Source organism: Micromonospora sp. MGP-C2 (genome assembly GCF_057766525.1).
This window is the reverse complement of record NZ_JBYMEN010000002.1, coordinates 6,439,867-6,453,095: the sequence shown is the minus strand read 5'-3', so window position 1 is coordinate 6,453,095 and position 13,229 is coordinate 6,439,867. Positions and strand designations below refer to the sequence as shown.

Here is a 13,229-nt window from a genome sequence, read left to right as displayed (position 1 = left end):
GGCAGGCGTCACCGCGCCGGGGCGGGCCGCAGGTCGGCGGGCACCTCCTCGTCCGCAGGCTCCACCGACGGGTCGGATTCCGGCGCCGGGAACCAGAGGGCGGCGACCAACCCGCGCGACTCCCCCGGGCGCATTGTGAGCCGCCCGTCGGACGCGTCCACCAACACCGCGGCGATGGTCAGGCCCAGCCCCGCACCGTCCACGTTCTGCACGTCCGGGGCCCGCCAGAACCGCTCGGTCGCCTGGCCGAGCTGACTCTCGGTCATGCCCGGGCCGGAGTCGCGCACCTCCAGGGCCACCCCGTCGTCGCGGTTGGCCACCGTCACCGTCACCGCCCCGCCAGCCCCGCTGAACTTCACCGCGTTGTCGATCAGCGCGTCCAGCGCCTGGTCGACGGCGGTCGGCACCGTCCGGGCGTACGCCGGGGCGTCGGTGGTGGCCAACCGCAACGCGACCGAACGGTGCCGGGCCAGCGGCGCCCACGCGGTAACGCGGGACGCGGCCACCGCGGCGGCGTCCACGGTGACCCGCTCGTTCTCCTCCCGTTCGGCCCGGGCGAGGGTGAGCAGCGCGTCGAGCACCAACGCCAGCCGGTCGGTCTCCTCCAGGGCCAACTGGTGCTCGGACCGGCCGTCCGGGTCGGTGAGGCTGGGGCCCAACTCCTCAACCCGCAGCCGCAGCGCGGTGAGCGGGTTGCGCAGCTGGTGGCTGGCGTGTGCGACGAAGGCACGCTGCCGGTCCATCACGTCGGAGACCACGTCGGCCATGTGGTTGAAGCTGGCCGCGAGACGGCGTAGCTCCGGCGGGCCCAGGCGGTGCTGCACCCGGGCGCCCGGTCGCCCTCGGCGATCTCGTGGGTGACCGCGTCCAGCTCGGTGACCGGGCGCAGCACCCAACCGGCCAACCCGAACGCGGTGAGAACGCAGGCCAGCACGACGAGCAGACCAGCCAGGGCGAGCAGCAGCCACCACGAGGTGACAGCTCGGCGGATCGGGCCGGACGGGGTCACGATCACCACCGCGCCGAGCACCTCACCGCCGTCGTTGATCGGCACCGCCACCGCCACCGGGTCGGTCGTCCAGGGCCAGACCGACTCGGGCTCGCTGGTCTGCTGCCCGGACAGGGCGATGTCCAGGACCGTCGCGGTCACCGGGCCGGGCCGGTACCTCGGCGACGAGACCGGCGTGCTGCGGTCCCGGTCGACGATCGCGGCGCCGATCGCGTACAGGTTGTCGTAACTGGTCAGTTCCGACTCGATCGGGCCCGGCCCGCCGTCGCGTAAGGCCGGCCCGGCCAGCGAGGCGAACCGGGTGGCGTCGGCAAGCCGGTCGGCGCGGACCCGCTCCGTCTCGCGGCTGGCCATCGTCGCTGCCAGCGGTGTCTCCAACGCGATGAGGACCAGCACCATCAGCAGCAGATAGCTGATCACCAGACGGCGGCGCACGTCAGCCCCTCACGCGTCGCGCAGTCGGTAGCCGACACCGCGCACGGTCTCCACCAGGCGGGCGTCACCGAGCTTGCCGCGCAACGACCCCACGTGCACCTCGACCGTGTGCCGGTCAGCCCAGGTGGTGCCCCAGGCGTCGAGCAGGATGCGATCGCGCGGCACCGCCACCCCGGGCTGGCGGGCCAGCGAGAGCAGCACGTCGAACTCCTTGCGGGTCAACGTGACGTCGCGACCGTCCACGGTCACCGTCCGGGCGGGCACGTCGATGCGCACCGACCCGGCCTCGATGAGGTGCCGCTGCGGCGCGGCGTTCGCGGCCCGGCGCAGCACCGCCTCGATCCGTGCCTGCAACTCCACCATCGAGAACGGCTTGACGACGTAGTCGTCCGCGCCGAGGCGCAGACCCAGCACCCGATCGCGTTCCTCGCCCCGCGCGGTCACCGCGATGATGCCGAGCTGACTGCTGCGCCGGCGCAGCTCCCGGCACAGGTCGGTGCCGTCCCCGTCGGGCAGGGTCAGGTCGAGCAGCACCAGGTCGCACGGGGCGGCGGAGAGGGCGGCGGCGACGGTGCCCGCGTGCTCGACCTCGTATCCGCGGCGCGTCAGGGCGGAGGAGAGCGCAGCGGCGACCCGGCGGTCGTCCTCCACCAGCAGGATCCGCACCCGTGCCCCCGTCCGTCGCAGCGCCGTTCTGCGAATGGTGGCAGAAGCGTGCGCGGAACGGGAGGCCGGATACCGCGATGTGCCAGCCAGGGTGTGTGTCAGAGTCCTCGGTCGAGCCGAGGCGGAGGGCTTTGACGCAGACCCTAGAGGCCGAAGACGTCGTCGGCGGTGGCGTCCCGGACGCCGTCGGTGAAGCCGCGAAAGCCCGGGTCCTCGTGGCTGGCCGGCACGCTGGTGACGTTGACGCCGCTGGCCTGGGTCACCGCGTCGACCAGGGGCGGATAGTCGATCTCGGCATCCTGGAAGGCGTCGTCGTCCGCCTCGGCCAGGTTGATCACGTGCTGGACGTCGTCGGACGGCGTGTCCGGATCCTCGGCCCACTCGCCGCCCGCCCGGTAGCACTCGTCGTACAGCGCGCGCTGACTGTCGGTCCAGTCGTCGTCGTAGCTCTGCATCGCCCATCCCCTCCGCGGCCCTTGACCTGAGCATGCCCGGCGGGGGGCGACGGGCGCGGCGGTACCGGCGAAAACCGGGCCAGCACGCCGACCGGACCCCCGTAGGCTGCCGAGGTGATCTACAAACTGCTGTCGAACACGGAATGGGACGACGCCCTCGCCGCCGGCGCCTTCTCCGGCTCCGCCGTGGACCGGCAGGACGGGTTCATCCACCTCTCCGGCGCGGACCAGGTGGTGGAGACGGCACGGCGGCACTTCGCCGGTGCGACCGGGTTGACCCTGCTCAGCGTGGCCGAAGAGCGGTTGGGCGACACGCTGCGCTGGGAGCCGTCGCGCGGCGGGCAGCTCTTCCCACACGTGTACGGTCCGTTGCCGGTCGCGGCGGTGGTGGCGGCGCAGGCGTTGCCCGTTGACACCCCGGCCGCCGACGCGGTGGCCGCCCTACTGGGCTGACACGGAAGCGCCCGGCCCGACAGGTGTCGGGGCCGGGCGCGCAACGCCGTGCGTACGGTTCAGCGGCAGAGGCGGTCGATCTCCTCCTGGAACCGGTCCATCGGGTTCGCCTCGGCGGGGCCGAGCAGGTAGGTCTTCAGCTCCCGGCGGGCCTCGGTCATCGGGTCGTCGCCGGCCCGGGTCACCGACACGATCTTCTCCAGCTCGCCGCAGTCCTTGGAGAGCAGGTACGCGGCGCGAGCCGTCGGGTACTCACGGCGGAAGTCGTCCTCGGACAGGCCGGCCGGGTTGGCCACCACGTACGGCCGCTGGCTCTGCACGAAGTCGGAGACCACGCTGGACACGTCGCTGATCAGCAGGTCGGTCTGGTTGAAGCAGTCGAACAACCCCGGCGTACGACCGGTGACCACCAGGTGCGCGGTGCCGTCCAGCGATGACGCGTCCGGGTTGCCGCCGGCGGCGCGGATGGCCGCGACGACCCGCTCGTGCACGGCCCGCGCCGCCTTCGACCGCGACCCGGTGAGCGGGTGCGGCTTGTAGATCAGACGCAGCCGGGGATTCGTGGCCAGCAGTCCCTTGACGATACGCTCACCCATCAGCACCAGCGAGGTGTGGAACGGGTCGTCGTCGAGCCAACCCTCCCAGGTTGGGGCATAGAGCACGGTGAACGGCCGGTCCACCGACTCGGCGCCGAAGGTGTGCACCCCGGCGAGCTGCGGCCGGCCGATCTCGACGATGTCCGAGTCGAGCACACCCACTCCGGCCCGGGCGTAACGCTCCCGGCCGGCCAGCCCGGCGACCCAGACCTCGTCGTACACCTTGCTGTAGGGGTTGACGCTGGCCTGCTTGTCGCTGTCGCCGTGCCCCACGAAGACGTGCTTCGTGCTCGGCTCCCGGAGCATGTGGATGTTCGCGCCGACGTTCGCGGAGTAGAGCGCCGCGCGGATGCCGCTGATGTCGAGGTTCATGAAGTCGACGCCGGTCGGTACGCAGATCACCGGCAGCCGGGTGTCGGCCAGCTCCAGGAACGCGTCCCGGCTGCGCATCAGCACCACCGCGCGCTGCTGGAGGGCCTCGGTCGGGGCGAGCCACATGTTGGCCTGGTAGACGTCCTTGGCCGGGCCGGCGAAGTAGAGCGCGACCTCGGGCCGGTAGGCGTCCAGCCACCGCTGGACGGCGGGCAGCAGCGGCGCCTGCCCGGCGGTCCGGCCCCGCAGCCAGGTCAGCGCCAGGACGGCACCCACCACCGCGGTCGCCACGACCGCCACCGCGCCGGCGGCGAGGAACGGCGTCGGATCGTGCTGCACCGCGGCGGCCACGGCGGCCGGCACCAGCAGCAGGTTGAGCAGCGGCATCCGCTCGCCGGTGACCGCCATCACCCAGGCCGGCGGCTGGGGTGCGGAACGCAGGTCACCCAGCTCGATGTTGCGCACCATCGCGGAGAGCGGGTTTCGACGCTCGATCATGATGGAGAGCGCCCCGGCGAAGACGGACACCACCCACACCACGGCCGGCAGGACGAGCAGCAGGGTCAACTCGCCGCCGGTGAGCCGCACCTCGGCGGCGACGAGCAGCACGGCCGCGAGGTCGCGGGTCAGCTGCCGGTACGACCAGTGCAGGCCCGCCTTGTCCAGCAGCAGCTGCGATGTGGGCGACCAGCGGGCGAGGGCGAACTCGCCGATGACGGCGGCCGATCCGACGACCGCGAACAGGGCGATCCAGCCGAGTGCGCCAGCGACGAGCATGACCAGGTAGGCCAGCAGCAGCAGCGCGGCGCTGGCGGCCGCTCCGATGCGAGCTGAGAACGTGCCGAACAAGCGAGTTCGCTCCCTACGATTTCCGTATCGGGCTGGGCTCGGTCTTCACACCCACCAGGAGCCGAGACCGAAGCGCCTGGTGGGCGCTCGTCACGTCACGCCAGCGCGAGGCCGACGGACGTGACTGCGACCTTAACGCGAATGGGTGCGATGGTATCGAGCGGGTACGCGAGCAGCATTCCGGTCAAAACTCCCCAACACGACAAGCCTCAGGACCGCCGGTCATCGAGCCGGGGCGCCGACGCGGTAGCAGACCATGGCGCCGGGTGCCTTCCTCGACGCGAAGGGCTCCAGGCCCAGGGTGGGGGCGACCTCGGCGACGGTCGTGTTGCCCTTCCACACGCAGACCATGCCCACGTCCACCCTGCCCATGGCCTCGGCGACCGCCGGGATGGAGACGGCTTCCCCGTCGGCGAACTTCGCGAGCAGCAGCCGGTCCTGGGCGAACTGCGTCTCCATGCCGTAGTCGGTGAGATACAGGTCGCGTGGCAGCACCACCCGGACCTCCGTGGTGACCTGCGGGAGCGCCCGCATCATCGACGACGGGGCGAGCACCAGGCCGGCGGGACGGTCCAGCTTCTTGATCCAGAAGGAGGCGGCCTTGCGGTTCTCCGGCATCCGCCAGGTCGGCTTCGACTCGACCAACGTGCCGCCGTACCACATCGGCCTGCCCTGGGTGTAGAAGACGAACACCAGGACCACGGGCAGGGCGACGGCGAGGACCCGGTTGACCCGGGTCAGCCCGGGCAGGCGGATGACCGCGAGAAAGCCGACGAGCGCCGGCACGGGCAGGATCCACGGCACCCGCCAGAGCACTGCCGTCAGACCGCTCAGGTCACCACCGAGCTTCAACAACCCGGGGACCATCAGGACCGTCACCGCCAGCCCGGCACCGACGGCGAGCTGCTGTGGCACGCCTCGGCGGAGCAGGAAGGGCGACCACCAGACGGCCAGCCCACCGATGAGACCGAGGATGCCGAGCCACAGGGTGAGCTCGTAGATGGTCCGCAGGGGCAGCAGCTGCGTGTACGTCGTCACGGCGCCTTCCAAGCCGCCGCGGAGCAGTTTGACGAGCACGCCGGACAGCAGCGGATAGGCGGAGGCCGCCAGGAAGCACACCACGGCCTCCCGCCAGCGCCGGGTGACGAGCAGCGTCACGCCGGCCGCCGCGGCGAGCAGGGGCAGGAGGATGACCGCGGTGGTGGTGTAACCGACGCCGGCGACGGAGAGCAGCACGAGCAGGACCAGGGCGCGCCGCGAGCGACGCTCCAGGTAGTCCGTCAGGTACACCCAGGCGAGCGGGATCAGGCCGTGCACGAAGACGCTCTTGCCCTGGGTGAGCCGCGGCAGGTGGTAGGTGTTCAGGGCGTCGGCGTAGTGCGCGACGAGCAGGATGTAGGCCACCGCCACGCCGAACACGACCAGCGGGCGCCGGGGAGCCCAGCGCTGCACGAGACGCCACAGCGCGAGGACCACGAAGATGGCGAGCACCGGCAGGAGGAGATACCACATCACGGACGCCGTGTGGATGTGCAGGGCACGGGCCAGCGCCCCGATGAACACCTCGAAGGACGGCAGCGGCGGGTTCGCCGAACCACCCGGCAGCACCCCCTCGGTGAACAGGAAGTCACGGAACGGGATGTTGTCCCGCTCGGCCACCCACACCGACTTGCCGACGTAGAAGACGTCGTCGAGCGACACCCGGTTGATCAGCGTGGCGAAGTAAGCGGCGGCCAGGGAGACGGCGAGGACCACGTACCCCTGCACCGGCGTGGTCGCCCGGACGACCGGCGCGGCGTCGCCGTCGGACGACCGGCCGGCGCGGGGCAGCGCCAGCCAGGCGGAGACGACAGCGACCAGACCGAGCCCGGCCGCCAACCACCAGCTCAGCGTCCCGGTGCCGAAGGAGGCGAAGACCGCCGCTCCGATCGCGGCGACCACCGGCAGGGCGTAGCGACGCAGCAGCGAGGCGCGGTCGACCCGCTCGGTCACCGCCTCACCGTCGCCGGAGTGCCGCGTCACCACGTCGCGTCGGCGGAGCCTCCAGGCCGCGTACGCCGCGACCGGTTGCAGGACGACCCAGACCAGGAAGATGACGGACGGACGCAGGTTGAGGCCGAGGTTCAGGTGGTAGAGCAGCGTCCAGATGGCGAAGCTGACCACCGCCGCGTCGGTGAACACGACGGGCGCACCGGCCACCGCGGCGTTGAGCCGCCCGATCAGACCACGGCCCGGTCCGGGCCGACTGCTGCCACCAGGTCGGGCACCCACGCCCGGAGTGTTCTTCTGGTCAGCTGGCGCTGGAGCCACAGCAGCGTCTTCGACTTGCGTCACGGGGCGTCCTTGTCGTCCGGCGGTGGATTTGGGGAGGCGAAAAGCGGATGTCTGATCGACGACAGCCGGGTATCAAGGGGGCAGCCTAGCGGAATCGGACAGACGTACCGCTGCTGCGGGCGACCGAGTGTCGGGTGCCTGGTCAGCCCGAGATCGGGGCCGCCCGAGGGCGGGGCAGGGCACTGTCGGCGCCGAGCCCGGCGGCCACGGATTCGACCAGGTTGTCGAGGTATCTGTCGGTGAGCGGGAGCCGGGCGATGGCGAGCCGCCAGTAGAGCGGGCCGACGATGAGGTCGATCGCCGCATCCGGGTCCGTGTCGGCAGGCAGTTCGCCGCGCCGCACGGCGCTGGTGACCAGCCGACCGCCGATCTCCTGTTGGCGGGCGTACACCACCTGACGAAGCGTCTCGTCGATGCTGGGGTTGCGGGCGGCCTCGGCCAGCAGGTCCGGGATGATCTGCGACGCCAGCGGGTGACGCAGCGCGTGCGACACCGCCTGGAACAGCAGGGCGAGATCACCGCGCAGGGTGCCGGTGTCCAGTGCCGGCAACTTGCCCTGTGCCGCCGCGGCGACGATCTCCAGCACCAGGTCGAGCTTCGAGTTCCAGCGTCGATAGATCGCCGTCTTGCTGACGCCGGCCCGCCGGGCCACCGCCTCGATGGAGAGCCGGCCGTAGCCGACGGCGGCGAGCTCCTGCATCAGCGCGCGACGGATCGCCGTGGTGATCTCGTCACGCAGCACCGCCGCTCCAGCAGGGGCCCGCCTCTTCTCGGTGGTCATCGAGAGCTCTTATCGCAGGTCACGCCGACCAGAGTAACGCAACGACGATACGGTTGCGTCCCGACGTGTTTCGGACTACTGTCCACGCAGCGACGAGGCGGCGCCCCGCGCACATTTCCCACTAGGATCCCATCGTCGCGAGCCACCCCGTCTGCACGAAAGATCGGAGCGCCATTTCCATGGCCACCACCGCGCTGGTCGACCCCGACACGGGCCTGACCCAGGCGCAGCTGGCCGCTCGGCACGGGCTACGGGTCGCCGGTGAGCGCCCCAGCGTCGTCGAGTACAGCCGCCAACTATGGGCCTACCGGCACTTCATCGCCGCGTACGCCAACGCCAAGCTGGTCGCCTCGTACAGCAACGCCAAGCTGGGTCAGCTCTGGCAGGTGCTCACCCCGCTGACCAATGCGGCGGTCTACTACCTGATCTTCGGGGTGGTGCTGGCACAGAACGACATGCCGAACTACATCGCCTACCTCACCACCGGGCTGTTCATCTTCAACTTCACCCAGAGCGCGGTCCTGACCGGCACCCAGGCGATCAGCAGCAACCTGGGGCTGATCCGGGCACTGCACTTCCCCCGGGCCAGCCTGCCGCTGTCCACGACGCTGACGCAGTTCCAGCAACTGCTGGCGTCGATGGTGGTGTTGATCGGCATCGTGCTGGTCACCGGCGAGCCGCTCACGTGGGAGTGGCTGCTGCTGGTGCCGACCCTGCTCCTGCAGGCGGTGTTCAACGCCGGCGTCGTGCTGACGGTGGCCCGGTTGGGTTCCAAGTCGACCGACCTGAAGCAGGTCATGCCGTTCATCCTGCGCACCTGGATGTACGGCTCCGGCGTCCTCTACAGCGTCAGCCTCTTCGAGCGGCTGCCGAGCTGGGCCACGACGCTGGTGCAGTACAACCCGATCCTGGTCTACATCGAGCTCGCGCGGTACACGCTGATGGAGGAAGCACCACTGCTCAACGAGTCGCTGACCCAGCTCTGGCTGGTCGGCGGCGGGTGGGCGCTGCTCGCCGGCCTGGGCGGCTTCCTCTACTTCTGGCGCGGGGAACAGGAGTACGGCCGTGGCTGAGCAGTTCGACGCCCCCATCGAGGCGAGCGCGACGATGACGTCGACGCAGGAGCGCATCCCGACAGTGGTCGTGGACGACGCGCACATCATCTACCGGGTGCACCAGGGCGCCGGCGGTGGCACCACGCCGGTGGCCGCGCTGCGCCGGCTGGTCAAGCGCACCAACGCCCCGAACATCCGGGAGGTGCACGCGGTCAAGGGAATCTCCTTCACCGCGTACCGGGGCGAGGCGATCGGGCTGATCGGCAGCAACGGCTCCGGCAAGTCCACCATCCTGCGGGCCATCGCCGGCCTGCTGCCGGTCAACCGGGGCGCGATCTACACCCAGGGGCAACCGTCGCTGCTGGGCGTGAACGCCGCCCTGCTCAACGACCTCTCGGGCGAGCGCAACGTCACCCTCGGGTGCCTGGCCATGGGCATGGACCCCGACGACGTGGCCAAGCAGGCCGCCGGGATCATCGAATTCTCCGGGATCAACGAGCGGGGCGACTTCGCCAGCCTGCCGATGCGGACATACTCCTCCGGCATGGCGGCCCGGCTGCGGTTCTCCATCGCCGCCGCCAAGAAGCACGACGTGCTGCTGATCGACGAGGCGCTCGCCACCGGTGACAAGGGCTTCCGCAAGCGCAGCGAGCAGCGGGTGCGCGAGTTGCGGGAGGGCGCGGGCACTGTGTTCCTGGTCAGCCACCAGCTCTCCTCGGTGCGGGACACCTGCGAGCGGACGATCTGGCTGGAATCGGGCGTCCTGCGGATGGACGGGCCCACCGACGAGGTCATCCGGGCCTACGAGGCGTACGCGAACAGCAAGTAGAGGTCCGCGAACACCAGCATCGACACGGCGCCACGGACCGCGTCGCCCGCGTTGGGGCGGCGCGGTCCGCGCGTTAAGGTTCATTCCGTCGCCGCTCGGGCGGAACCTTCCGTTAAAGCATCCCTGAGAGTGAGGATCCGGCAATGACGCAGGACCAGACCACTGGCCCGGACGCCGAAGCGGAGACCCCGACGCCGTGGCGGCCCTCGCGGACGGTGGCCGTGGTTCTGGCCGGAGGCACCGGGACCCGCCTGGGCCTCGGCATCCCGAAGCAACTGCTGAAGATCGCCGGCAAGCCGATCATCGAGCACACCCTGGCGGTCTTCGAGACGGCACCGGAGATCGACGAGATCATCGTGCTGATGGCGTCCGGTCACGTCGACGACGCCCAGCAGATCGTCGACAAGGCCGGCCTGCGCAAGGTCACCAAGGTGATCGAGGGTGGTGACACCCGCAACGCCACCACCCGGATCGCGCTGGACGCGGTCGGCCCGGCGGACTGCAACATCCTCTTCCACGACGCGGTGCGCCCACTGCTCAGCGGGCGGATCGTGCGCGAGTGCGTCAACGCGCTGTGGACCTACGACGCCGTGGACGTGGCCATCCCGTCCGCGGACACGATCATCCAGGTCGACGACAACGACTGCATCACCGACATCCCGGTGCGCTCCCGGCTGCGCCGTGGGCAGACCCCGCAGGCGTTCCGCTCCCCCACCATCCGCGAGGCGTACCGGATCGCCGAGGGCGACCCGAACTTCGCCGCCACCGACGACTGCGGTGTGGTGCTGCGCTACCTGCCCGGCACCCCGATCAAGGTGATCGACGGCTCCGACGAGAACATCAAGGTCACCCACCCGGTCGACGTGCACCTGGCGGACAAGCTCTTCCAGCTCGCCGCGGCGCAGGCACCCCGGCTGACCGACCACCGCAGCTACAGCGAGGAGCTGACCGGCCGCACCATCGTGGTGTTCGGCGGCAGCTACGGCATCGGCCACGAGCTGACCGAGCTGGCCCGGCGCTACGGCGCCCAGGTCTTCCCGTTCAGCCGTTCCACCACCGGCACCCACGTGGAGCGGGCCGAGGACGTCGAGGCCGCGCTGACGACCGCTTTCGAGGCCACCGGCCGGATCGACCACGTGGTGGTCACCGCCGGGATCCTGGAGAAGGGCAACCTCGCCGAGATGGACGAGGAGACCATGGACCGGGTGCTCCAGGTCAACTTCGTCGGCCCGGTGACCATCGCCCGCCAGGCACTGCCCTACCTCCAGCAGACCAAGGGCCAGCTGCTGCTCTACACCTCCAGCTCCTACACCCGGGGCCGGGCCCGCTACGCGCTCTACTCGGCCACCAAGGCCGCCCTGGTCAACCTGACCCAGGCGCTCGCCGACGAGTGGGCCGACGTGGGCGTACGCGTCAACTGCATCAACCCGGAGCGGACCGCCACGCCGATGCGGACGCGGGCCTTCGGCGAGGAGCCGGAGCACACCCTGCTCGCTGCGGAGGCCGTCGCCCAGTCGTCGCTGGACGTGCTGATCTCCGATCTGACCGGCCAGGTGATCGACGTACGCCGGGCACCCGGCGACGGGCCCACGCCGACCGTGCCGGCCCAGTCCGGGCCTGGTCAGGTCGAGGTGCCGGCCGGTGCGGCCTCGGCGAACTGACGCCCACGGCTGCGGAACCACGAACGGAGCGACATGCGCGGCGACCTGGTCCGAAAGCTGGCTGCCCGGTGCCTGAGCACCGGGTTGGCCGTGCTGGCCTTTGTCGTGCTGGCGCTCACCGGCGCCACCGGCTGGGGCCTGACGCTGGCCGTCGCCGCGGTGGTCGCCTCGGCCGCCGAGCAGCGCATCCGCCCCGGCGCTGACCTCGTCGCGGAGACGACGCTGATCGCCGCCGCGATCCTGGTGGGTTACTCGCGGCGGCTGGACGACGGGCTGAACCTCGCGCTCGTCGCCACCGCCCTGGTCCTGCTGGGGCTGGTGCTGCTGGTGGGTCCCCTGCGTACCGCCGCCAACCTGGAGATCCGGGCGGCGAACCTGCCGGTGCGCGCCTGGACGCCGCTCTTCGCGGACCGACTCGGCAGCGCCCTGCTGGCGCTGCTCACCGCCCTGGCGCTCGCCGCCGCGCTCGCTCTTCCCGCGTGGGTCGCGCTGGCCGGCAGCCTGCTGGTCGGCGCGGGCACCGGTGTGGTCGCACTGGACCTGGCCCGGCGGCGGTTCCGGCCGAGCGCCGGGGGCGGGGCGGTGGGCCGGGCGCTGCGCCGGCACCAACCGGAGTTCCTGCTCTACTTCTCCGCGCCGCCCGGCTCGGAATACCAGGTCACCATGTGGCTGCCGTACCTTCAACGGATCGGCCGGCCATTCCTGGTCGTGCTGCGGGAGCCGGAGTTCCTGGCCCCGATCGCCGCGGCCACCGACGCGCCGGTGGTCTACTGCCCCACCCTGCGGGCCATGGACGAGGCGCTGGTGCCGAGCCTGCGGGCGGCGTTCTACGTCAACCACGGCGCGAAGAACAGCCACTGCATCCGGTTCACCCAGCTCACCCACATCCAGCTGCACCACGGCGACAGCGACAAGGCACCCAGCGCCAACCCGGTGTCCGGGATCTTCGACCGGATCTTCGTGGCCGGGCAGGCCGCGATCGACCGGTACGCCCGCGCCGGCGTGCAGATTCCCGCGGACAAGTTCGTGGTGGTCGGCCGCCCGCAGGTGGAGTCGATCGAGGTACGCGCGGAGCCGGCGCGGGGGTTGGCCAACCCCACAGTGCTCTACACCCCCACCTGGACCGGGCACCACGCCGACGCCGACTACTGCTCGCTGCCGGTGGCCGAGGAGCTGATGCGTCGGCTGCTCGCGCGCGGCGCGACAGTGATCCTGCGGGCCCACCCGTACACGGCGCAGAACCCGGCGTCGGCGCGCCAGTTGGGCCGGCTCACCGAGCTGCTCGTCGCCGACCGTGCCCGCACCGGCCGCCGGCACGTGGTCGGCGCGGCGGCCCGGGAGCTGAGCCTGACCGAGTGCGTCAACTCCTCCGACGCGCTGGTCTCCGACGTGTCCGGAGTGATCTCGGACTACCTCTACTCGGGCAAGCCGTACGCGGTCACCGACATGGGTGACGCGGGCGACCGGTTCACGGAGCGCTTCCCGTTGGCCGGTTCGGGGTACGTGCTGCGGCGGGACATGTCCAACGTGGACGCTGTGCTGACCGACCTGTTGGACACCGACCCGCTGGCTGCGGAGCGCTGGGCCACCCGCCGGCGTTACCTTGGCGACTTCCCGGCCGAGTCGTACGCCGAGGCGTTCCTGAGCGCGGCCCGCCGAGAGCTGGAGCCGGTAGAGGACCCCGCGGCCGAGCGTTCGCCGCAGCTCTCCCCCCTCGCCTGATCCGGACCGCTG

The 13,229-nt window shown here is 71.2% G+C and carries 10 protein-coding genes and 1 pseudogene; 5 read left to right on the top strand and 6 right to left on the bottom strand.

Annotated elements, in window-relative coordinates; genetic code table 11:
* Positions 1-8: 8 nt before the first annotated feature.
* The 3 genes and pseudogenes from AC3CF1_RS29660 to AC3CF1_RS29650 form a co-directional block, all read right to left on the bottom strand.
* A pseudogene (locus tag AC3CF1_RS29660) lies at positions 9-1,444 on the bottom strand (sensor histidine kinase).
* A 9-nt stretch (positions 1,445-1,453) separates the two neighbouring features.
* Positions 1,454-2,110 carry a response regulator transcription factor gene (locus tag AC3CF1_RS29655; protein ID WP_099851951.1) on the bottom strand — a complete coding sequence of 219 codons (657 nt, stop codon included), beginning with the start codon at positions 2,108-2,110 and terminating at the stop codon, positions 1,454-1,456.
* Between the two features lie 143 nt (positions 2,111-2,253).
* Complete coding sequence (locus AC3CF1_RS29650) at positions 2,254-2,565, bottom strand: hypothetical protein (RefSeq protein WP_088947217.1); 312 nt, start codon at positions 2,563-2,565, stop codon at positions 2,254-2,256.
* Between the two features lie 114 nt (positions 2,566-2,679).
* Between AC3CF1_RS29650 and AC3CF1_RS29645 the strand changes: the two genes are divergently transcribed.
* Positions 2,680-3,018 carry a DUF952 domain-containing protein gene (locus AC3CF1_RS29645; protein WP_354980481.1) on the top strand — a complete coding sequence of 113 codons (339 nt, stop codon included), beginning with the start codon at positions 2,680-2,682 and terminating at the stop codon, positions 3,016-3,018.
* Between the two features lie 59 nt (positions 3,019-3,077).
* On the opposite strand, the gene AC3CF1_RS29640 is transcribed toward AC3CF1_RS29645, so the two are convergent.
* The 3 genes from AC3CF1_RS29640 to AC3CF1_RS29630 form a co-directional block, all read right to left on the bottom strand.
* A complete protein-coding gene (locus AC3CF1_RS29640) occupies positions 3,078-4,835 on the bottom strand; it encodes a CDP-glycerol glycerophosphotransferase family protein (RefSeq protein ID WP_435794519.1) in 1,758 nt (585 codons plus the stop codon).
* Positions 4,836-5,057: 222 nt separating this feature from the next.
* The gene (locus tag AC3CF1_RS29635) at positions 5,058-7,106 is read right to left on the bottom strand and encodes a DUF6077 domain-containing protein (RefSeq protein WP_488451753.1); all 2,049 of its coding nucleotides are present in this window, start codon (positions 7,104-7,106) and stop codon (positions 5,058-5,060) included.
* A 205-nt stretch (positions 7,107-7,311) separates the two neighbouring features.
* Entirely contained in the window at positions 7,312-7,950 is a 639-nt protein-coding gene (locus AC3CF1_RS29630) for a TetR/AcrR family transcriptional regulator (protein ID WP_355162888.1), read from the bottom strand.
* 179 nt (positions 7,951-8,129) lie between these two features.
* On the opposite strand from AC3CF1_RS29630, the gene AC3CF1_RS29625 reads away from it, so the two are divergent.
* The 4 genes from AC3CF1_RS29625 (at position 8,130) to AC3CF1_RS29610 (ending at position 13,217) form a co-directional block, all read left to right on the top strand.
* Positions 8,130-9,023, top strand: coding sequence for an ABC transporter permease (locus AC3CF1_RS29625; protein WP_355162886.1), 894 nt, complete (start codon positions 8,130-8,132; stop codon positions 9,021-9,023).
* A gap of 34 nt (positions 9,024-9,057) precedes the next feature.
* Positions 9,058-9,834, top strand: coding sequence for an ABC transporter ATP-binding protein (locus AC3CF1_RS29620; RefSeq protein ID WP_179783768.1), 777 nt, complete (start codon positions 9,058-9,060; stop codon positions 9,832-9,834).
* A gap of 143 nt (positions 9,835-9,977) precedes the next feature.
* Positions 9,978-11,495 (top strand): D-ribitol-5-phosphate cytidylyltransferase, encoded by a 1,518-nt coding sequence (locus AC3CF1_RS29615; RefSeq protein ID WP_354980477.1) that lies wholly within the window; start codon positions 9,978-9,980, stop codon positions 11,493-11,495.
* A gap of 33 nt (positions 11,496-11,528) precedes the next feature.
* On the top strand, positions 11,529-13,217 hold the full coding sequence (locus tag AC3CF1_RS29610; RefSeq protein ID WP_488451752.1) for a CDP-glycerol glycerophosphotransferase family protein: 1,689 nt from the start codon (positions 11,529-11,531) through the stop codon (positions 13,215-13,217).
* Positions 13,218-13,229: the final 12 nt, after the last annotated feature.

Excerpts from the sequence above, each read along its gene's own strand:
- AC3CF1_RS29650 (WP_088947217.1), bottom strand. The coding sequence starts at position 2,565 with ATGCAGAGCTACGACGACGACTGGACCGACAGTCAGCGCGCGCTGTAC.
- AC3CF1_RS29630 (WP_355162888.1), bottom strand. The coding sequence starts at position 7,950 with ATGACCACCGAGAAGAGGCGGGCCCCTGCTGGAGCGGCGGTGCTGCGT.
- AC3CF1_RS29625 (WP_355162886.1), top strand. The coding sequence starts at position 8,130 with ATGGCCACCACCGCGCTGGTCGACCCCGACACGGGCCTGACCCAGGCG.
- AC3CF1_RS29620 (WP_179783768.1), top strand. The coding sequence starts at position 9,058 with ATGACGTCGACGCAGGAGCGCATCCCGACAGTGGTCGTGGACGACGCG.
- AC3CF1_RS29615 (WP_354980477.1), top strand. The coding sequence starts at position 9,978 with ATGACGCAGGACCAGACCACTGGCCCGGACGCCGAAGCGGAGACCCCG.
- AC3CF1_RS29610 (WP_488451752.1), top strand. The coding sequence starts at position 11,529 with ATGCGCGGCGACCTGGTCCGAAAGCTGGCTGCCCGGTGCCTGAGCACC.